Genomic DNA, 20,006 nt, shown 5'->3' with positions numbered 1-20,006 from the left:
TTACCGGGCCGAAGCGAGTTGAGTGAAGGCGGTGCCGAGCCACTGCTGCACGCCATGCATCGTCGCGGCAGAGGTATCGAGGAACGGTTGCGGGTACACGCCGATGTAAATCAGCAGCGCCGCCAGACCGACCACCATGATCAGTTCGCGACCATCCATGCCATGCATCACCGCGTCCGATTTGGACGCGCCGAAGTAGGCACGGTGAATCATGATCAGCGAGTAGACCGAACCGAACACCAGGCCGGAAGTCGCGAGCACGGTGACCCATGGCGCGCTGGCGAAGGTGCCGATCAGGATCAGGAATTCGCCGACGAAGTTACCGGTCGCCGGCAAGCCCAGGGAGGCCGCCGCGAAGAACAGGCTGACGCCTGGCAGGTAGGCGATCTTCGACCACAGGCCACCCATTTCACGCATGTCGCGAGTGTGAGTGCGCTCGTAGAGCTGGCCACACAGGATAAAGAGTGCCGCGGCCGACAGGCCGTGCGCGAGCATCTGCATTACCGCGCCCTGCAGCGCCAGTTGGCTGCCGGAGTAGATGCCGATCAGCACGAAGCCCATGTGCGAAACGCTGGAGTACGCGACCAGACGCTTGATGTCAGTTTGCGCGAACGCCAGGAACGCACCGTAGAAGATCCCGATCAGACCCAGGGTCATGGCGAACGGCGCGAACTCGGCCGAAGCATTCGGGAACAGCGGCAGGGCGAAACGCAGCAGACCGTAAGCAGCCGTTTTCAACAAGATACCGGCCAGGTCGACGGAACCCGCGGTCGGCGCCTGGGCGTGAGCGTCAGGCAACCAGGAGTGGAACGGCACTACCGGCAGCTTCACCGCGAAGGCGATGAAGAAGCCGAGCATCAGGATGTACTCGGTGGTCAGCGACATCTTGGTTTTCAACAGATCGGCGTAGTTGAAGGTAATCACGCCGGTGTCGTTGAAGTTGACCAGTACCAGGCCCAGGATCGCCACCAACATGATCAGGCCGGACGCCTGAGTGAAGATGAAGAACTTGGTCGCCGCGTAGATCCGGGTTTTCTTGCCGTCCGAAGAACTGTGACCCCAGAGCGCGATGAGGAAGTACATCGGCACCAGCATCATTTCCCAGAAGAAGAAGAACATGAACAGGTCGAGGGCGAGGAACACGCCGACGACACCGCCCAGGATCCACATAAGGTTCAGGTGGAAGAAGCCAACGTGACGTTGAATTTCTTTCCACGAGCAGAGGACCGAGAGCACGCCCAACAGACCGGTCAGCATGATCATCAGCAGCGACAGGCCGTCGAGGGCCAGGTGCACGCTGATGCCAAAGCGCTCGATCCAGATGTGCTTGAACTCAAGCGCCCAGGTCGGATCGGCGCCAGGCGCCGGGGCAAATGAATAGTCACCGTTGGCCCACAGCCAAAGGCCGAGGGAGAGCAACAGGGACATGGTGATCAGCGCAATCCAGCGGGGGAGGGTGGCGCCGAAGCGCTCACCCATCCAGCATAGCAGGCCGCCGATGAAGGGGATCAGGATTAGCCAAGGCAGAATCATGACGGGCTCAATTCCTTTCGCAAGTTCGCAAGGTTCATATTCAGACCGCTACCAGCACGATGGCGCCGATGACCAGCACGGAGCCGGCTGCCATCGATGCCGCGTACCAACGCAGTTGACCGGTTTCGGTACGGCTCAGGGCGGTGTGACCGCCTTTGGCCATACGAGGGATCAGACCGATGGTCTGGTCGAGCGGGTCTCTGCGCAGTACGTGGCTGATCGCAAGGTAGGGCTTGACGAACAGTTTGTCGTAGATCCAGTCGAAGCCCCAGGCAGCGAACCACCAGGCCGAAAGGAAGCGGCCGATGCCGCTGTTGGCGATTGCAGTGACGAAACGACGCTTGCCGAGGAACAGCAGCGCGGCCAGCAGGATACCGGACAGGGCGATGGCGCCCGAGGCGATTTCCAGACTGTGCTTGGCTTCGCCGCCGGCATGGCCGACGCTTTCCGGCAGCACGCCGTGCAGCGGTGGAACGATCATCGCGCCGACAAAGGTCGACAGCACGATCAGCACCGACAGTGGCAGCCAGTGAGCGATGCCGTGACCGGCGTGCGCTTCGGTCTTCGCTTCACCGTGGAACGCGATGAAGATCAGGCGGAAGGTGTACAGCGACGTCATGAACGCGCCGACCAGACCTGCGTAAAGCAGACCGTGGTTGCCGCTGGCGAACGCTTCCCAGAGGATTTCGTCCTTGGAGTAGAAGCCTGCGGTCACCAGTGGCAGGGCCGACAGAGCCGCGCCGCCGACGATGAAGCTGGCGTAGGCCAGTGGCAGGTTCTTCCACAGACCGCCCATCTTGAAGATGTTCTGCTCGTGGTGGCAGGCAACGATCACCGAACCGGACGCAAGGAACAGCAGCGCCTTGAAGAAGGCGTGGGTCATCAAGTGGAAGATCGCACCATCCCACGCGCCAACGCCCAGGGCCAGGAACATGTAGCCGATCTGGCTCATGGTCGAGTAGGCGAGGATACGTTTGATGTCGGTCTGAACCAGTGCGGCAAAACCTGCGAGTACCAGGGTCACGCCGCCGACGACGCCGACGAGGTGCAGGATATCCGGCGCCAGGGCAAATAGACCGTGAGTACGGGCGATCAGGTAAACACCGGCGGTCACCATGGTTGCGGCGTGGATCAGTGCCGAAACCGGAGTAGGACCGGCCATCGCATCCGCCAGCCAGGTTTGCAGCGGCAGTTGCGCGGATTTACCGACTGCGCCACCCAGCAGCATCAGGGTCGCCATGACCATCCAGAAGTCGCCAGCCTGGAACTTCTGCGGCGCCAGAACCAGCAATTCCTGGACGTTCAGCGTGCCCAGTTGCGCGAACAGGATGAACAGGCCGATGGCCATGAACACGTCGCCGATACGGGTCACGATGAAGGCTTTCAGTGCCGCGTTACCGTTGTTGCGGTTGCTGTAGTAGAAACCGATCAACAGATACGAGCACAGGCCAACGCCTTCCCAACCGAAGTACAGGAACAACAGGTTATCGCCCAGCACCAGGAACAGCATGCTGGCGATAAACAGGTTGGTGTAGGCGAAGAAGCGCGAGTAACCGGCTTCACCGCGCATGTACCAGGACGCGAACAGGTGGATCAGGAAGCCGACGCCGACCACCACACCGAGCATGGTCAGGGACAGACCATCCAGGTACAGCGCGAAGTTAGGCGTAAAGCCTTCCACCGCCATCCACTGCCACAACACTTGCGTGTAGTGACCGCCTTCAGGTGGCGCAACGTTGAACTGCCAGATCACATAAGCCGTGACGATGGCAGACAAGCCGATGGAGCCGACGCCGATCAGGGCCGACAGGTTTTCCGAGAGGCGGCCGCGTGAGAACGCCAGCAGCAGGAAACCTATGAGAGGGAATACGAAAGTCAGATAGAGAAGATTCATCCGCGCATCTCGCTGGCAGCGTCGATATCGAGAGTGTGGAAGCGGCGATACAGCTGCAACAGAATCGCCAGGCCAATACTGGCCTCGGCGGCTGCCAGGCTGATCACCAGGATGAACATGATCTGTCCATCCGGCTGCGCCCAGCGGCTACCGGCAACGATGAACGCCAGTGCGGAGGCATTCATCATGACCTCCAGGCTCATCAGCACGAAAAGAATGTTGCGGCGGACCATCAGGCCGACCAGACCGAGGCAGAACAGGATGCCGGCGACCGCCAGACCATGCTCCATAGGGATAGCAGGCATCGTCATTGCTCCTTGGCTTCGTTGCGGCCCAAGTGGAACGCCGTGACGGCTGCGGCGAGCAGCAACATCGAGGCGAGTTCGACCACCAGCAGATAAGGACCGAACAGGCTGATGCCCACGGCCTTGGCGTCTACAGTGGTGTGGCCGACGGCCTGACCGCTGGAGTGGCTGAACAGCACGTAGAGCAGTTCAACCAGCAGCAGGGCGCCGAGTACGACCGGGCCGAGCCAGATGCCGGGTTTGAGCCAGACGCGCTCTTGCTGAGCCGAGGCGGGCCCCAGGTTCAGCATCATCACCACGAACACGAACAGCACCATGATGGCGCCAGCGTAGGCGATCACTTCCAGCACTCCGGCAAACGGTGCGCCGAGGGTGAAAAAGGTCATCGCTACGGCAAGCAGCGAAATGATCAGGTAGAGCAGGGCGTGCACAGGGTTGGTGTTGGTGATCACGCGAAGCGTGGACACAACAGCGATACCCGATGCGAAATAGAAAGCGAATTCCATCTTTCTTCCTTAAGGCAGCAAGCTCTTCACGTTGATCGGTTCGGCTTCATTCTGCGCGGCGCCTTTTGGCTTACCGGCAATCGCCATACCTGCAACACGATAGAAGTTGTAATCAGGGTTTTTGCCGGGGCCGGAGATCAACAGATCTTCTTTCTCGTACACCAAGTCCTGACGTTTGAACTCGGCCATCTCGAAATCCGGTGTCAGCTGGATCGCGGTGGTCGGGCAGGCTTCCTCGCAGAGGCCGCAGAAAATGCAGCGCGAGAAGTTGATACGGAAAAACTCCGGGTACCAGCGACCGTCTTCGGTTTCAGCTTTCTGCAGCGAGATGCAACCGACCGGGCACGCCACGGCGCACAGGTTGCAGGCTACACAACGCTCTTCGCCGTCGGGGTCGCGAGTCAGGACGATACGGCCACGAAAGCGCGGCGGCAGGTACACCGCTTCTTCCGGATACTGCAGCGTATCGCGCTTGCGGAAGGCGTGGCTGAAGATCATCACCAGGCTGCGAAGCTGGGTGAAGAAGCCATGCACGATGTCAAAAATGTACTTCATGATTCTCTATCCTCACTGAGCCGCGACGGCGGGCGTGTTGAGCAACACGATCGCAGCGGTCACCAGCATGTTGATGAGGGTCAGCGGCAGGCAGAACTTCCAGCTGAAATCCATCACTTGGTCATACCGTGGGCGCGGGATCGAGGCGCGCAGCAGGATGAAGAACATGATGAAGAACGCGGTTTTCAGCGCGAACCAGATGAACGGGATCTGCGGCAGAATACCGAACGGACCGTGCCAGCCACCGAAGAACAAGGTTACCAGCAGCGCCGAAATCAACACGATGCCGATGTACTCGCCGACGAAGAACATGCCCCATTTCATGCCAGCGTATTCAATGTGGTAACCGTCGGCCAGTTCCTGTTCCGCTTCCGGCTGGTCGAACGGGTGACGGTGAGTCACGGCGACGCCGGCAATGAAGAAGGTCAGGAAACCGAAGATCTGCGGAATGACGAACCACAGGTTCTGCGCTTGATACTCAACGATGTCGCGCATGTTGAACGAGCCGACCTGGATCACGATGCCCATCAGCGACAGGCCCATGAACACTTCGTACGACACGGTTTGCGCCGAGGCCCGCAAGCTGCCCAACAGGGCGAACTTGTTGTTACTCGACCAGCCGGCGAACAACACCGCGTAGACCGACAGACCGGCCATGGCGAAGAAGAACAGGATGCCGATGTTGATATCCGCCACGCCCCAGGTCGGGGTGATCGGGATGATCGCGAAGGCAATCAGCAAGGCGCTCATGGCCACGACCGGCGCCAACGTGAAGATCACTTTGTCGGCGAACGGCGGGGTCCAGTCTTCCTTGAAGAACATCTTGATCATGTCGGCCGCAATCTGGAACGCGCCGAACGGGCCGACGCGGTTTGGACCGTAACGGTCCTGCCAGAGGGCGAGCAAACGACGCTCGACCCAGCTCAGCAGCGCGCCGCACACCACAACGGCGAGCAGAATCACGATGGCCTTGAGGACCGCGATGATCACGTCAATCACTTCAGGCGTGAACCAGGTCATTGAGCTGCCTCCTGCAGACCGTCAACGGATTTGCCAAAGATCGCTGGCGGAATACCCGCGATACCGGCCGGCAATGCGACCAGACCGGCACCCAGCTCTTCGTTGATGCGCAGCGGCAGACGCAGGGTCTGGCCGGCTACGTTCAAACTGAGCATGGCGCCGTCATTGACACCCAAACGGTCGGCTTCGGATTTGGCCAGCGACACGTAGGCGGCCGGGATGCGTTCCTGAACCGGCGCGGCTTTGGAAGAGTTCTCTTCACTGCCGAACAGGTGGAAGAACGGCACAGCCTGCCAGGTGCCCGGAGCCGGGTTGAACGCGCGAGGAACACTGGCGAACCAGTTCAGCGAATCACCGGTGCTTTCGATCAGGCGGGTGCCCGGGTCGCCAGCGCGGATGTGGCCACCGACTTCGTCCTGGAACTTGTTCCAGGCTTGCGGCGAGTTCCAGCCCGGAGACCAGGCGAATGGCACTTGCTGACGCGGTTCGACCGAGCCCGAATAACCTTCCATGGAGAACGAGAACGCGGTGTCGTTATCCTGGGAAGTACGCGGTTCGTGCACACTGATATCGGCGCGCATGGCGGTACGACCGGAGTAACGCAGTGGTTCGCGCGCCAGTTTCAGGCCTTTGATACGGAACGCGGCGGACGGCGCGGCGCTGACGATGCCGGCCAATTGCGCAGTGCTTGCAGCACACGCAGCGGTGACGTGGTCCAGTTGAGTCCAGTCGATTGGCTGGTTCAACAGGGTCGCGCGCAGGGCATGCAGCCAGCGCCAGCCTTCGTGAACGAGGATGCTCGCATCGAGGTAAGTCGGGTCGAAGACCTGGAAGAAGCGCTGGGCGCGGCCTTCCTGGCTGACCAGCGTACCGTCGCCTTCAGCGAAGCTGGCGGCTGGCAGAACCAGGTGCGCACGATCGCTGGTAGCGGTTTTCTGATGGTCCGCCACGATCACCACTTTCGCGGCGTTCAGGGCAGCATCGACACGGGTTTTATCGGTGCGGGTGTACAGATCGTTTTCCAGCACGACGATGGCGTCGGCTTTACCGTCGATCACGGTTTGCAGAGCTGCGTCGACCGATTCGCCACCGAGCATGGCCAGGCCGAGGCTGTTGGCCTCTGGCACGATCAAGCTGATGGAACCGTTCTTCTCGCGCAGTTTCAGCGCTTTGGCGATGTTCGCCGCCGCTTCGATCAGCGCCTTGGAACCCAGCGAGGTACCGGCAATGATCAGCGGACGCTTGGCCGCGAGCAGGGCATCGGCGATACGCTTGGCCAGCTCCAGCGCTTCAGCGTCCAGGCCTTCAACGGCAGGCGCGCTGGCGTCGAGGGCGTGAGCCACGGCGAAACCGATGCGGGCCAGGTCGTCTGGCGCCGCGTGAACGCATTCTTCAGCGATGTCGTCGAGCTTGGTTTCAGCCAGGCTGGCGATGAACAGCGGGTTCAGAGCGTTCTGACCGATGTTCTTCACGGCAGCGTCGAGCCAAGGCTGAACGCGCATGGCGTCGGCCATGTCTTCAGCTTTGCCCTTGACCGATTGACGCAGGGACAGGGCCATGCGCGCAGCAGTCTGGGTCAGGTCTTCACCGAGAACGAAGATGGCGTCGTGGTCTTCGATGTCGCGCATGTTCGGGATCGGCAGCGGGCTGTCTTTCAACACCTGCACGACCAGACGAATGCGTTCCAGCTCAGCGGCTTCGATACCGGAGTAGAAGTGCTCGGCGCCGACCAGTTCGCGCAACGCGTAGTTGCTTTCGAGGCTGGCACGTGGCGAACCGATACCGACGATGTTGCGACCGCGCAGCAGGTCGGCGGCTTTATCCAGCGCTTCGTCGAGGGTCAGCTTGGCGCCGTTGGCCAGCTTTGGCTGACGCGGGCGGTCTTCGCGGTTGACGTAGCCGTAGCCGAAACGGCCACGGTCGCACAGGAAGTACTGGTTGACCGAACCGTTGAAACGGTTTTCGATACGACGCAGTTCACCATAGCGCTCGCCCGGGGAGATGTTGCAACCGCTGGAGCAGCCATGGCAGATGCTCGGCGAGAACTGCATGTCCCACTTACGGTTGTAGCGCTCGGAGTGAGTCTTGTCGGTGAACACACCGGTCGGGCAGACCTCGGTGAGGTTGCCGGAGAACTCGCTTTCCAGGGTGCCGTCTTCAACGCGACCGAAGTACACGTTGTCGTGGGCGCCGAATACACCGAGGTCAGTGCCGCCGGCGTAGTCCTTATAGAAGCGCACGCAGCGGTAGCAAGCGATGCAGCGGTTCATTTCGTGGGAAATGAACGGGCCCAGTTGCTGGTTCTGGTGGGTACGCTTGGTGAAGCGATAACGGCGCTCGTTGTGGCCGGTCATCACGGTCATGTCTTGCAGGTGGCAGTGACCGCCTTCTTCACAGACCGGGCAGTCGTGAGGGTGGTTGGTCATCAGCCATTCAACGACGCTGGCGCGAAACACTTTCGCTTCTTCGTCGTCGATGGAGATCCAGCTGCCGTCGGTGGCGGGGGTCATGCAGGACATGACGATCCGACCACGCTTGTCGTTCTCGTCGGTGTACTGCTTGACCGCGCACTGGCGGCAAGCGCCAACGCTGCCTAGGGCTGGGTGCCAGCAGAAATAGGGGATATCGAGGCCTAGCGACAGACATGCCTGTAACAGGTTGTCTGCCCCATCGACTTCGAGCTCTTTGCCGTCTACGTGGATAGTGGCCATGGTTCAAAGTTCTTCGTTGGCCCGGTGTCAGCGGGCGTGGCTAATGGAATCTTGTTATCCGCGCGAATCAACACAGCCGTTAAAGGCGTCATCGCGCGAAAAGCGAACGGCACGGACCGTTCGCTTTTTTTAAAGCGTTAAGCGCCGACTACGATCGGCCTTGCCAGAGGCGGGACGACGGCGCTGGTAGGCGCGATGCCGGCTTCGAACTCATGGCGGAAGTATTTGATTGCGCTGCCCAACGGCTCCACGGCGCCCGGTGCGTGAGCACAGAAGGTCTTGCCAGGGCCGAGGAAACCGACCAGACCCAACAGGGTCTCGATATCGCCGGCTTGCCCTTCACCGTTCTCGATGGCGCGCAGAAGCTTGACGCTCCACGGCAAGCCATCACGGCACGGGGTGCAGAAGCCGCAGGATTCGCGGGAGAAGAACTCTTCCATGTTGCGCAGCAGGGACACCATGTTGACGCTGTCGTCCACCGCCATGGCCAGGCCGGTACCCATACGGGTGCCCACCTTGGCGATGCCGCCGGCGTACATTTGTGCGTCCAGGTGTTCCGGCAACAGGAAACCGGTACCGGCGCCGCCAGGCTGCCAGCACTTGAGCTTGTAACCGTCGCGCATGCCGCCGGCGTAGTCTTCAAACAACTCGCGACCGGTGACGCCGAACGGCAATTCCCACAGTCCCGGGTTCTTGACCTTGCCGGAGAAGCCCATGAGCTTGGTGCCCATGTCTTCACTGCCTTCGCGCGCTAACGATTTGTACCAGTCCACGCCGTCGGCAATGATCGCCGGCACGTTGCACAGGGTTTCAACGTTGTTCACGCACGTCGGCTTGCCCCACACGCCAACGGCGGCAGGGAAGGGAGGCTTGGAGCGCGGGTTGGCGCGGCGACCTTCGAGGGAGTTGATCAGTGCGGTTTCTTCACCGCAGATGTAACGCCCGGCGCCGGTGTGGACCAACAGCTCGAAATCGAAGCCGCTGCCCAGGATGTTTTTACCCAGCAGGCCTGCTGCCTTGGCTTCTTCCACGGCACGGTTCAGGTGCTTGGCGGCGGTGGTGTATTCGCCACGCAGGAAGATGTAGCCACGGTAGGTTTTCAGCGCGCGAGCACTGATCAGCATGCCTTCGATCAGCAGATGGGGCAGTTGCTCCATCAGCATGCGGTCTTTCCAGGTGTTCGGTTCCATCTCGTCCGCGTTGCACAGCAAGTAGCGGATGTTGATGGATTCGTCTTTGGGCATCAGGCCCCACTTAACGCCCGTGGGGAAGCCTGCACCGCCGCGACCTTTAAGGCCCGAGTCTTTCACGGTCTGGACGATGTCGTCCTGAGCCATGTCGGCGAAGGCTTTGCGCGCAGCCGCGTAACCGTTCTTGGCCTGGTACTCGTCGAGCCAGACAGCTTCGCCGTCGTCACGCAGACGCCAGGTGAGCGGGTGAGTCTCGGCCGACCGCTTGATGCGGTTGGCAGGACCGAAGGAAGTCAGGGTCATACGTAGCCCTCGAGCAATTTGGCAACGCCGGCAGGCTGCACGTCACCGAAAGTGTCGTCGTCGATCATCAACGCCGGCGCCTTGTCGCAGTTGCCGAGGCAGCAGACCGGCAGCAGGGTGAAACGACCGTCGGCGGTGGTCTGACCCAGGCCGATGCCCAGATTGCTCTGGATTTCGCTGACAACGGATTCGTGGCCGCCGATGTAGCAAACCATGCTGTCGCAGACGCGGATGATGTGACGGCCAACTGGCTGACGGAAGATCTGGCTATAGAACGTCGCCACGCCTTCAACGTCGCTGGCCGGGATGCCGAGGATCTCGCCGATGGCGTAAAGCGCGCCGTCAGGCACCCAGCCACGCTCCTTCTGGACGATCTTCAGGGCTTCGATCGACGCCGCGCGCGGGTCTTCGTAATGATGCAGCTCGTGCTCGATGGCCGAGCGCTCGGTTTCACTCAAGGTGAAACGGTCTGTCTGGATAAGCGTGCTGTTCATGCTTAGCGGTCCACGTCGGCCATAACGAAATCGATACTACCCAGGTACGCAATCAAGTCCGCGACCATGCTGCCTTTGATCACCGAAGGGATCTGCTGCAGGTGCGGGAAGCTTGGGGTACGAATCCGGGTGCGGTAGCTCATGGTGCCGCCATCGCTCGTCAGGTAATAACTGTTGATGCCCTTGGTCGCTTCGATCATCTGGAAGGATTCGTTGGCCGGCATGACCGGGCCCCACGAAACTTGCAGGAAGTGCGTGATCAGGGTCTCGATGTGCTGCAGGGTGCGCTCTTTCGGCGGAGGCGTCGTCAGCGGGTGATCCGCCTTGTACGGGCCTTCCGGCATGTTGCGCATGCACTGCTCGATGATCTTGAGGCTCTGGCGCATTTCTTCGACGCGCACGATGCAACGGTCATAAGCATCGCCATTGGCCGCCAGCGGTACTTCGAATTCGAAGTTCTCGTAGCCGGAGTACGGACGAGCCTTGCGCAGGTCGAAATCGCAACCGGTCGAACGCAGGCCAGAACCGGTGACGCCCCATTCCAGGGCTTCCTTGGTGTTGTAGGCCGCGACGCCGATGGTCCGGCCACGCAGGATGCTGTTGTCCAGAGCGGCTTTCTGGTATTCGTCCAGACGCTTTGGCATCCACTCGACGAAGTCTTTCACCAGTTTTTCCCAGCCGCGCGGCAGGTCGTGAGCGACGCCACCGATGCGGTACCAGGCCGGGTGCAGACGGAAACCGGTAATGGCTTCGATCACCGTGTACGCCTTTTGACGGTCGGTGAACGTGAAGAACACCGGCGTCATGGCGCCAACGTCCTGGATGTAAGTCCCCAGGAACAACAGGTGGCTGGTGATCCGGAAGAACTCGGCCATCATGATGCGGATGACGTCGACTTTCTCAGGCACTTTGATGCCGGCCAGCTTCTCGACCGAGAGCACGTACGGCAGGTTGTTCATCACGCCGCCGAGGTAGTCGATACGGTCGGTGTACGGAATGAAACTGTGCCAGGACTGACGCTCGGCCATCTTCTCGGCACCACGGTGGTGGTAACCGACGTCCGGCACGCAGTCGACGATCTCTTCACCGTCCAGCTGTAGAATGATGCGGAACGCACCGTGCGCAGAAGGGTGGTTAGGACCGAGGTTGAGGAACATGTAGTCCTCGTTCGGGCCGGAACGCTTCATGCCCCAGTCTTCAGGCTTGAAGCGCGCGGCTTCTTCCTCAAGCTGTTGCTTGGCCAGCGTCAGGCTGAACGGGTCGAACTCGGTGGCACGGGCCGGGAAGTCCTTGCGCAGTGGGTGACCTTCCCAGGTCGGCGGCATCATGATGCGGGTCAGGTGTGGGTGACCGGCAAAATTGATGCCGTACATGTCCCACACTTCACGCTCGTACCAGTTAGCGTTCGGCCAGATACCGGTCACGGTCGGCACGCTGAGGTCGCTCTCGGACAAGGCGACCTTGATCATTACGTCACTATTACGTTCGATCGACATCAAGTGATAGAACACAGTGAAGTCGGCGCCGCTAGGCAGCCCTTGACGCTTGGTGCGCAGACGCTCGTCCACGCCGTGCAGGTCATAGAGCATGACGTACGGCTTGGGCAGGTTGCGCAGGAAGGTCAGGACTTCGACGAGTTTGGCGCGGGCAACCCAAAGCACCGGCATGCCGGTGCGGGTAGGCTGGGCGGTGAACGCCTCAGGGCCAAAACGGTTATTCAGTTCGACGACCACATCCTGGTCGTCTGCCTTATAAGGCGGGATGTACAGAGCACTGCCTGTAGTCATGGTTATTTATCGCTTTCGGTCAACGTAAAGAATGAAGCCAGTGTCTCGTTCTATAAAAGAAGCAGGTCTGGATCAGACTTCGTCGGGGCTGCGCAGGTTGGTGACTGCGATTCGCTGTTCGCGGCGCTGTTCCTTTTGCGAAGGCATCTCGGCGCGGTACACGCCTTGATCGCCGACGACCCAGGAAAGCGGACGACGCTCCTGTCCAATCGACTCTTGCAAGAGCATCAAGCCTTGCAGAAAAGCTTCAGGGCGGGGCGGGCAGCCAGGCACGTAGACGTCCACGGGCAGGAACTTGTCCACCCCTTGAACGACTGAGTAGATGTCGTACATGCCACCGGAGTTGGCGCACGAACCCATGGAGATAACCCATTTAGGTTCGAGCATTTGCTCGTAGAGACGCTGAATGATCGGCGCCATCTTGATGAAGCAGGTACCGGCGATAACCATGAAATCCGCCTGACGCGGCGATGCCCGGATAACCTCGGCGCCAAAGCGCGCGATGTCGTGGGGCGCCGTGAAGGCGGTGGTCATTTCCACGTAGCAGCACGAAAGACCGAAGTTATACGGCCACAGGGAGTTCTTGCGCCCCCAGTTGATCGTGCCGTTAAGCACGTCTTCGAGCTTGCCCATGAAAATGTTTTTGTGAACTTGATCTTCTAACGGATCGGAAACGGTTTCCCGTTCGCCAATCGGATACTGCTCGTTAGGAGCATCGGGGTCGATCCTGGTGAGATTGTATTGCATTGCCAAAGCCTCATTGTTTCAGCTTCGCTTGCCGCTTAAGACGAGCTGCCGGAGCCCAGTCAAGGGCACCCACTCGAAATAGGTAGACAAGACCTGCCAACAGAATTGCTATGAAAACGAGAGCTTCGACGAATCCGGTCCAGCCGCTTTCGCGGACGGACACAGACCAGGCAAAGAGAAAAAGGGCTTCGATGTCGAAGATCACGAATAGCATCGCGACCAGATAGAATTTGGCTGAGAGCCGCAAGCGGGCACCACCTGTAGGTAGCATGCCGGACTCGAACGGTTCGTTTTTGCTGCGGCCCCAGGCTTTTGACCCGAGGAGGCTGGAGACGCCGAGCATGAAGGCGCAAAGGCCGACGACGCCCAGAAGGAAAATGGCAAAGCCCCAGTTGTGGGCCATGAGTCCTGTCGCTTCGGGCATGCTGGTAATCCTTAACAGAGAGCAAAGGTCTCTGAGCTTGAAAAGAAACAAAGCAGTGACGATATGTCGCAGCAATCAATCCCGCTGATTTTATGGCTAAACACCGTGCAAGTAAAATTCCTATAGCGAAATTATTTATAGGAATAAGGACATAGCGCACCTCCAAAACCCCGCAGCCCATGCGTTGCGGGCATTAGCCGGGTTTTCATCAATATTGTTTTGTAGGGAATGTAACGAACATAGGTGCCGCTAAATGATAATCAATATTGTTTGAGTCTGTTTTTAAACTGTTTAATGGGTGGGTGGCGAGGAAGTTGTCATATATGCGCGTTACTGCAAGTAGCGGGCGGGGTCGTTTTACTCTGTTTTCCTGATTGTGAAACTGCTCTGGATCAAGGTTTTTTCCTGAATCACCACCGACCCCTGTGGGAGCGAGCCTGCTCGCGAAAGCGTCGGTTCAGTCACCATCACCGGTGAATGATAAATCGCTTCGCGAGCAGGCTCGCTCCCACAGGGTTTTGCAGTGCCGGTGAAAAATCACAGACAAAAAAACGCCCCGAATCAGTCGGGGCGTCAGTTGTGCGACGTTGCGGTTAGCTTTCTATCCGGTCCGCAACGGCCGTTAGCTCAGGCGAAGCAGATCAGTGGAACTGTTCTTCTTCAGTCGAACCGGTCAGTGCGGTTACCGACGACGAGCCACCTTGAATCACAGTGGTCATGTCGTCGAAGTAGCCGGTGCCCACTTCCTGCTGGTGAGCCACGAAGGTGTAACCCTTGGCGGCGTCGGCGAACTCTTGCTCTTGCAGCTTCACGTAGGCAGTCATGTCGTTACGGGCGTAGTCGTGCGCCAGGTTGAACATGCTGTGCCACATGTTGTGAATGCCGGCCAGGGTGATGAACTGGTGCTTGTAACCCATGGCGGACAGTTCGCGCTGGAACTTGGCGATGGTCGCGTCGTCCAGGTTTTTCTTCCAGTTGAAGGAAGGCGAGCAGTTGTACGACAGCAGTTGGTCCGGGTATTCCTTTTTGATCGCTTCGGCGAAGCGACGAGCTTCGTCCAGATCCGGCTTGGCGGTTTCGCACCAGATCAGGTCGGCGTACGGTGCGTAAGCCAGGCCGCGAGAGATCGCCTGGTCCAGGCCGGCGCGCACTTTGTAGAAACCTTCCTGAGTGCGTTCGCCAGTCACGAACTCTTTGTCATACGGGTCGCAATCGGAAGTCAGCAGGTCAGCCGCGTTAGCGTCGGTACGGGCCAGAATGATGGTCGGAGTACCGGCAACGTCAGCAGCGAGGCGAGCAGCGGTCAGCTTCTGTACAGCTTCCTGGGTAGGAACCAGTACCTTGCCGCCCATGTGGCCGCATTTTTTCACGGAAGCCAGTTGGTCTTCGAAGTGAACGCCGGCGGCGCCTGCTTCGATCATGCTCTTCATCAGCTCGTAAGCGTTCAGTACGCCGCCGAAACCGGCTTCAGCATCAGCCACGATCGGAGCGAAGTAGTCGATGTAACCTTCGTCGCCCGGGCCTTTGCCGGCTTTCCACTGGATCTGGTCAGCACGACGGAACGAGTTGTTGATGCGCTTGACCACGGTTGGAACCGAGTCCACCGGGTACAGCGACTGGTCCGGGTACATCGATTCGGCGGAGTTGTTGTCCGCAGCGACTTGCCAGCCCGACAGGTAGATCGCCTGGATACCGGCTTTAACTTGTTGTACAGCCTGGCCGCCGGTCAGGGCGCCCATGCAGTTGACGAAATCTTTCTCAGGGCGGAAGGACGGCTTGGCGCCTTGGGTCACCAGGTTCCAAAGCTTCTCGGCGCCCAATTTTGCAAAGGTGTGCTCAGGTTGAACCGAGCCACGCAGGCGGACGACGTCAGCAGCGGAGTAAGCGCGTGTCACGCCTTTCCAGCGTGGGTTTTCAGCCCAATCTTTTTCGAGGGCTGCAATTTGCTGTTCGCGTGTCAGTGCCATGGAGATAAACCTCGTCGCGTCTTTTACGGAAAGTTGTTCTGCGGTGGAAAATTCATGCGCTCGCTGACCAGAAGCTTAGGCGGTCAAGTCGGATTCGGCGGGGATGGCGACGGGATGAACGATGGGCTCGAGGGGAAGTGAGCAGGTAAGGGCGAACTGGCGAGCGCATTCGGGCGTCGTGGGCCTTGGTACGAACTTCAGTGTGGAGCCGGGTTACCTAATTACGCTTCCGTCCCTCGGGACAACTTCGTTCCAGTCGGCAACCTCGTCAAACACACCTTGTGGGCGGTACAGACACGAAGCGGCTCGCGGGGTAGGTGCGAACGGCGCCTCGAAGGCCCTTGCCAGGGCCCCTGATTAGCGGGAGCGAGGCCATCATGCCTTTGCTTTTTTCGATCGTCAAACGTTTTGTAGTGCTTTTTTTCAAGCACTACATCTTTAGTCTAATACGACTAATCAGTCAGTTTTTGGTGGTTTAGTCCAAAGTATCGACTTTCACCCGCAGGGTCATGTCATCCCGGCCCTGAGTCGAGTAGCTGCGGGTCTGGCCCTGTTTGTCGGCCTGTGTCTGGCGATTCACGCCAGCCAGGGTGATCCATTCACCCAGTCGGCCCGTGACAGTTGTGTCGGTACTTTGCACATTCACTACATCGGGACGTTCCTGGCTCATGCGGTCACGGTTTGTGCTGATCGCCAGGTGAACGATGTCGCCGGTGATGCTGGCGGTGACGTAGAAACCCTGGGTGACGTTGCGGTATTCGGTCTGGCTTCGCAGGTCGCCGTAGGCATCGGTCTGAGTACTGGTCAGCGGCACGCTCTGGCCGACCTGGATCAGGGCCGGTGCGCCTTCGCTGGCCTGAATCTGTTGGATCCCGCCATCACGGCTGTCGGTGCTGCGATTGATGATGCGGGTCTGGCTCGGTTTAGCGCCATTCACCGAGTAACCCTGGTCGCCCTGGAAGTTGTTTTCGTTGGTGTCGACGGTGATCAGCAGGCGTTTGGGTCGGGTGTCGAGTTGCACAATCAGGGCTTTAAGTTCGTCGATCTTGCGCTGATCGGCATTCACGATCAGTTGGTTGCCGTAGGCGCTGACCTGGCCATCCTTACCGATGAAATCCCGTGCCATCGGCAGCATGTCGGCGCTGGTGTGGTAGTTCAGGGGCACGATCTCGGTGGCTGCCATGACCGAGCAACTGCAGGTCAGCAGCAGCGTGGTGAGCAGGGTGCGTAGGGACATATCCGTTATCTCCGACATCTTGAAGTGTTGATATTGCCAGTTTGTCGGTCCGGCGTGGGGCAAGTTGAATCGTAGACAGCAAAACGCCCCGGCATCCGAGGATGGCGGGGCGTTTTGTGGTGTTCTTTCGGGCCTCTTCGCGGGCAAGCCTCGCTCCTACAAGGATCACGCTAAACCTGTAGGAGCGAGGCTTGCCCGCGAAGGGTGCGACTCGGTCTCAAGCCGAATGCCGCACCATGTCCACATGCGGAATCCCTGCTTCCAGGAACTCCTCACTGACCAGGCTGAAGCCCAGGCGCTCATAGAACGCCGTGGCTTGTACCTGTGCGCTGAGCATCTGCTGCTTCAGCCCGCGCTTCTCGGCTTCACCGATCACCGCTTGCATCAGCGCATCGCCGACTTTCAGGCCGCGCCAGTCTTTCAACACCGACACCCGGCCAACGTGACCATCGGGCAGCAGGCGAGCGGTGCCAATCGGAAAGTCGCCTTCGAAGGCCAGAAAATGCACCGCAGTTGCGTCATCAGCATCCCATTCCAACTCAGGCGGAACGGATTGCTCGGCGATGAACACCGTCTCACGAATGCGCCGGATCTCGGCGTTGTCCTTTTGCCAGTCTGCGACACGTACGTGAATCTTATTCATCAGCAAACCCCAGGCTTCCTTGCTTGATCAGTTCACACAGCAGGCCGCGACCGTCCTCGTCGCTCAGCCAGTCGCCGAGGTTGTCGGTGTGCAGCGCGTCTGCGGCGCAAATCAACTTCAGCAGCTCGCGCAGTTTGCCTGGCAGGTAACGGCTCTGGCCGCTGGCGAACAGCAGCAGGTCGTCATCGACTTCGGACCAGGCCAGGCGCGCGCTCGGGTTGCGGATCAGTACTGCGCCTTGCTCAAGGCTGGCGAGCAGGTCGTCTTCTTCGATCTCTTCCGGACCCGCCACCAGTTCCGGGTAGCGTGGCTCGGTCATGAACTGGCCGAACCAGGTCAGCAGCAGACGTTCGTCGCTCATGTGCTCGGCAAGCAGGCCTTTCAAGCGATCAAGGGCGTCGTGCTGGATCTGATGTGGATCGACCGAAGGCAGGGCGTCCGCGTCGGTGTAACGCTCTTCGTCCGGCAGGAACTGGCTGAGGAAGTCGGTGAAGTGCGTCAGCACTTCAGCGGCGCTCGGCGCGCGGAAACCTACCGAGTAGGTCAGGCAGTCATCAACGGCAACGCCGCAATGGGCCAGGCGCGGCGGGAGGTAGAGCATGTCGCCCGGTTCCAGGACCCATTCGTCAGTGGCGTCGAAGTCGGCGAGGATACGCAGGTCGGCATGTTGCAGCAGCTTGCTCTCGGAATCGCACATCTGGCCGATTTTCCAATTGCGCTTGCCGTGACCTTGCAGCAGAAACACGTCGTAGTTGTCGAAGTGAGGGCCGACGCTACCACCCGGGGCGGCGAAGCTGATCATCACATCGTCGATGCGCCAGCTCGGCAGGAAGCGGAAGTTTTCCAGCAGCTCAGCGACTTCCGGTACGAATTGATCGACCGCTTGAACCAGCAGCGTCCAGTCGCGTTCCGGCAATTTGCTGAATTCGTCTTCGGCGAACGGGCCGCGGCGCAATTCCCAAGGGCGCTCGCCGTGCTCGATCACCAGGCGCGATTCGACTTCTTCTTCCAGCGCCAGGCCGGCCAGTTCGTCGGCGTCGATCGGGCTTTCGAATTCAGGAATCGCCTGACGGATCAGCAGGGGTTTTTTCTGCCAGTAGTCGCGCAGGAACTCGCGCGCCGTGATGCCGCCCAGAAGTTGAAGAGGAATGTCAGGATTCATGTGTAACCTATTGAAAAAAAGCACTTTTCAGACGGGAATAAAAACGCCCGGCGCTGCCGGGCGTCTCAAACGGGTAAAGCGGTCGATCAGATGCGCTTGGCTTGCTCTACAGCGTTACCGATGTAGTTCGCCGGGGTGAGCAGTTTCAGCTCGGCCTTGGCCGCGGCTGGCATGTCCAGACCGTCGATGAAAGTTTGCAGTGCTTCAGGGCTGATGCCCTTGCCACGGGTCAACTCTTTCAGTTTTTCGTACGGGTTTTCGATGTTATAGCGACGCATGACGGTCTGGATCGGCTCGGCCAATACTTCCCAGCACGCGTCCAGGTCAGCAGCGATTTTCTGAGCGTTGAGCTCCAGTTTGCTGATGCCTTTGAGGCTTGCTTCGTACGCGATCACGCTGTGTGCGAAGCCGACACCGAGGTTGCGCAGTACGGTGGAGTCGGTCAGATCACGCTGCCAGCGGGAAATCGGCAGCTTGCTCGCCAGGTGTTGGAACAGCGCGTTGGCGATACCCAGGTTGCCTTCGGAGTTTTCGAAGTCGATCGGGTTGACCTTGTGCGGCATGGTCGACGAACCGATTTCGCCAGCGATGGTGCGCTGTTTGAAGTAACCCAGGGAGATGTAGCCCCAGATGTCGCGGTCGAAGTCGATCAGGATGGTGTTGAAACGCGCGATCGCGTCGAACAGCTCGGCGATGTAGTCGTGCGGTTCGATCTGCGTGGTGTATGGGTTGAAGCCCAGGCCCAGCTCGTCTTCGATGAAGGCGCGGGCGTTTTCTTCCCAGTCGATCTCAGGGTAAGCCGAGAGGTGTGCGTTGTAGTTGCCGACAGCGCCGTTGATCTTGCCCAGCAGCGGAACGGCAGCGACCTGGGCGATTTGACGCTCCAGACGGTAAACCACGTTCGCCAGCTCTTTGCCCAGGGTGGTCGGCGAAGCCGGTTGACCGTGGGTGCGCGACAGCATCGGCACGTCAGCGAAACGAATCGCCAGTTCGCGGATGGCGTCGCAGGTCTGGCGCATCAGCGGCAGCATCACGTCATCACGGCCTTCGCGCAGCATCAGGGCGTGGGACAGGTTGTTGATGTCCTCGCTGGTGCAGGCAAAGTGGATGAATTCGCTGACGGCAGCCAGTTCCGGCAGCTTGGCCGCTTGCTCTTTGAGCAGGTACTCAATGGCTTTTACGTCGTGGTTGGTGGTGCGCTCGATCTCTTTGACACGCTCGGCGTGCTCCAGAGCGAAGTTGTCCGCCAGGGTATTCAGCACAGCGTTGGCTTCGGCGGAGAACGCCGGCACTTCGCTGATGCCAGGGTGCGCGGCCAGGCGCTGGAGCCAGCGCACTTCAACCAGAACGCGAGCACGGATCAGACCGTATTCACTGAAAATTGGGCGCAGGGCCTGGGTTTTGCCGGCGTAGCGGCCGTCAACAGGGGAAACCGCAGTGAGCGAAGAAAGCTGCATGGGGTGTTCTCGGACAGTCGGGCAACGAAATGGGGCGCGTATCATACATGAAAAAATCCGCCGGTCCGTTG

17 protein-coding genes are annotated in these 20,006 nt (G+C 59.6%); all 17 read right to left on the bottom strand.

All coding sequences use genetic code 11. The annotated features are described in order from the left end of the window. Positions 1–1,533, bottom strand: a complete 1,533-nt coding sequence (gene nuoM / locus ACYZT5_RS13720; protein ID WP_462051574.1) for an NADH-quinone oxidoreductase subunit M — start codon at positions 1,531–1,533, stop codon at positions 1–3. Positions 1,534–1,573: 40 nt separating this feature from the next. Continuing rightward, a complete protein-coding gene (gene nuoL, locus ACYZT5_RS13715; protein ID WP_462051573.1) occupies positions 1,574–3,427 on the bottom strand; it encodes an NADH-quinone oxidoreductase subunit L in 1,854 nt (617 codons plus the stop codon). Continuing rightward, positions 3,424–3,732 carry an NADH-quinone oxidoreductase subunit NuoK gene (gene nuoK, locus ACYZT5_RS13710; protein WP_007946416.1) on the bottom strand — a complete coding sequence of 103 codons (309 nt, stop codon included), beginning with the start codon at positions 3,730–3,732 and terminating at the stop codon, positions 3,424–3,426. Before nuoK ends, nuoL begins: the two co-directional genes overlap by 4 nt. A gap of 2 nt (positions 3,733–3,734) precedes the next feature. Next, entirely contained in the window at positions 3,735–4,238 is a 504-nt protein-coding gene (gene nuoJ, locus ACYZT5_RS13705) for an NADH-quinone oxidoreductase subunit J (protein WP_462004856.1), read from the bottom strand. A gap of 9 nt (positions 4,239–4,247) precedes the next feature. Next, complete coding sequence (nuoI, locus tag ACYZT5_RS13700; RefSeq protein WP_401123796.1) at positions 4,248–4,793, bottom strand: NADH-quinone oxidoreductase subunit NuoI; 546 nt, start codon at positions 4,791–4,793, stop codon at positions 4,248–4,250. A gap of 12 nt (positions 4,794–4,805) precedes the next feature. Then, positions 4,806–5,813: an NADH-quinone oxidoreductase subunit NuoH gene (gene nuoH, locus ACYZT5_RS13695; RefSeq protein ID WP_436274337.1), complete on the bottom strand. Its 1,008-nt coding sequence runs from the start codon at positions 5,811–5,813 to the stop codon at positions 4,806–4,808. Continuing rightward, entirely contained in the window at positions 5,810–8,524 is a 2,715-nt protein-coding gene (nuoG, locus tag ACYZT5_RS13690) for an NADH-quinone oxidoreductase subunit NuoG (protein WP_462051572.1), read from the bottom strand. Before nuoG ends, nuoH begins: the two co-directional genes overlap by 4 nt. Before the next feature lie 137 nt (positions 8,525–8,661). Then, entirely contained in the window at positions 8,662–10,017 is a 1,356-nt protein-coding gene (nuoF, locus tag ACYZT5_RS13685) for an NADH-quinone oxidoreductase subunit NuoF (RefSeq protein WP_462051571.1), read from the bottom strand. Beyond that, on the bottom strand, positions 10,014–10,511 hold the full coding sequence (gene nuoE / locus ACYZT5_RS13680; protein WP_007946422.1) for an NADH-quinone oxidoreductase subunit NuoE: 498 nt from the start codon (positions 10,509–10,511) through the stop codon (positions 10,014–10,016). The genes nuoF and nuoE overlap by 4 nt, the downstream gene beginning before the upstream one ends. Positions 10,512–10,513: 2 nt before the next feature. Continuing rightward, the gene (gene nuoC / locus ACYZT5_RS13675; RefSeq protein WP_462051570.1) at positions 10,514–12,298 is read right to left on the bottom strand and encodes an NADH-quinone oxidoreductase subunit C/D; all 1,785 of its coding nucleotides are present in this window, start codon (positions 12,296–12,298) and stop codon (positions 10,514–10,516) included. A 72-nt stretch (positions 12,299–12,370) separates the two neighbouring features. After that, on the bottom strand, positions 12,371–13,045 hold the full coding sequence (locus ACYZT5_RS13670; RefSeq protein WP_008146035.1) for a NuoB/complex I 20 kDa subunit family protein: 675 nt from the start codon (positions 13,043–13,045) through the stop codon (positions 12,371–12,373). 10 nt (positions 13,046–13,055) lie between these two features. Then, positions 13,056–13,469 (bottom strand): NADH-quinone oxidoreductase subunit A, encoded by a 414-nt coding sequence (locus tag ACYZT5_RS13665; RefSeq protein WP_008146033.1) that lies wholly within the window; start codon positions 13,467–13,469, stop codon positions 13,056–13,058. A 641-nt stretch (positions 13,470–14,110) separates the two neighbouring features. Next, the gene (gene aceA / locus ACYZT5_RS13660) at positions 14,111–15,436 is read right to left on the bottom strand and encodes an isocitrate lyase (RefSeq protein ID WP_282377694.1); all 1,326 of its coding nucleotides are present in this window, start codon (positions 15,434–15,436) and stop codon (positions 14,111–14,113) included. Positions 15,437–15,911: 475 nt separating this feature from the next. Then, on the bottom strand, positions 15,912–16,673 hold the full coding sequence (locus ACYZT5_RS13655) for a secretin N-terminal domain-containing protein (RefSeq protein ID WP_462051569.1): 762 nt from the start codon (positions 16,671–16,673) through the stop codon (positions 15,912–15,914). 217 nt (positions 16,674–16,890) lie between these two features. Further along, positions 16,891–17,316 (bottom strand): GNAT family N-acetyltransferase, encoded by a 426-nt coding sequence (locus ACYZT5_RS13650; protein WP_017339601.1) that lies wholly within the window; start codon positions 17,314–17,316, stop codon positions 16,891–16,893. After that, the gene (locus ACYZT5_RS13645; protein ID WP_462051568.1) at positions 17,309–18,478 is read right to left on the bottom strand and encodes a ribosomal protein uL16 3-hydroxylase; all 1,170 of its coding nucleotides are present in this window, start codon (positions 18,476–18,478) and stop codon (positions 17,309–17,311) included. The genes ACYZT5_RS13650 and ACYZT5_RS13645 overlap by 8 nt, the downstream gene beginning before the upstream one ends. 86 nt (positions 18,479–18,564) lie before the next feature. Next, positions 18,565–19,935 (bottom strand): adenylosuccinate lyase, encoded by a 1,371-nt coding sequence (gene purB, locus ACYZT5_RS13640; protein ID WP_462051567.1) that lies wholly within the window; start codon positions 19,933–19,935, stop codon positions 18,565–18,567. Positions 19,936–20,006 lie beyond the last annotated feature (71 nt).

The sequence above is a fragment of the Pseudomonas sp. LB3P14 genome (assembly GCF_054898045.1).
Note: the sequence above shows the minus strand (reverse complement) of the source record. Positions and strands in the feature narration are given on the sequence as shown.

Excerpts from the sequence above, each read along its gene's own strand:
- nuoM (WP_462051574.1), bottom strand. The coding sequence starts at position 1,533 with ATGATTCTGCCTTGGCTAATCCTGATCCCCTTCATCGGCGGCCTGCTA.
- nuoL (WP_462051573.1), bottom strand. The coding sequence starts at position 3,427 with ATGAATCTTCTCTATCTGACTTTCGTATTCCCTCTCATAGGTTTCCTG.
- nuoK (WP_007946416.1), bottom strand. The coding sequence starts at position 3,732 with ATGCCTGCTATCCCTATGGAGCATGGTCTGGCGGTCGCCGGCATCCTG.
- nuoJ (WP_462004856.1), bottom strand. The coding sequence starts at position 4,238 with ATGGAATTCGCTTTCTATTTCGCATCGGGTATCGCTGTTGTGTCCACG.
- nuoI (WP_401123796.1), bottom strand. The coding sequence starts at position 4,793 with ATGAAGTACATTTTTGACATCGTGCATGGCTTCTTCACCCAGCTTCGC.
- nuoH (WP_436274337.1), bottom strand. The coding sequence starts at position 5,813 with ATGACCTGGTTCACGCCTGAAGTGATTGACGTGATCATCGCGGTCCTC.
- nuoG (WP_462051572.1), bottom strand. The coding sequence starts at position 8,524 with ATGGCCACTATCCACGTAGACGGCAAAGAGCTCGAAGTCGATGGGGCA.
- nuoF (WP_462051571.1), bottom strand. The coding sequence starts at position 10,017 with ATGACCCTGACTTCCTTCGGTCCTGCCAACCGCATCAAGCGGTCGGCC.
- nuoE (WP_007946422.1), bottom strand. The coding sequence starts at position 10,511 with ATGAACAGCACGCTTATCCAGACAGACCGTTTCACCTTGAGTGAAACC.
- nuoC (WP_462051570.1), bottom strand. The coding sequence starts at position 12,298 with ATGACTACAGGCAGTGCTCTGTACATCCCGCCTTATAAGGCAGACGAC.
- ACYZT5_RS13670 (WP_008146035.1), bottom strand. The coding sequence starts at position 13,045 with ATGCAATACAATCTCACCAGGATCGACCCCGATGCTCCTAACGAGCAG.
- ACYZT5_RS13665 (WP_008146033.1), bottom strand. The coding sequence starts at position 13,469 with ATGCCCGAAGCGACAGGACTCATGGCCCACAACTGGGGCTTTGCCATT.
- aceA (WP_282377694.1), bottom strand. The coding sequence starts at position 15,436 with ATGGCACTGACACGCGAACAGCAAATTGCAGCCCTCGAAAAAGATTGG.
- ACYZT5_RS13655 (WP_462051569.1), bottom strand. The coding sequence starts at position 16,673 with ATGTCCCTACGCACCCTGCTCACCACGCTGCTGCTGACCTGCAGTTGC.
- ACYZT5_RS13650 (WP_017339601.1), bottom strand. The coding sequence starts at position 17,316 with ATGAATAAGATTCACGTACGTGTCGCAGACTGGCAAAAGGACAACGCC.
- ACYZT5_RS13645 (WP_462051568.1), bottom strand. The coding sequence starts at position 18,478 with ATGAATCCTGACATTCCTCTTCAACTTCTGGGCGGCATCACGGCGCGC.
- purB (WP_462051567.1), bottom strand. The coding sequence starts at position 19,935 with ATGCAGCTTTCTTCGCTCACTGCGGTTTCCCCTGTTGACGGCCGCTAC.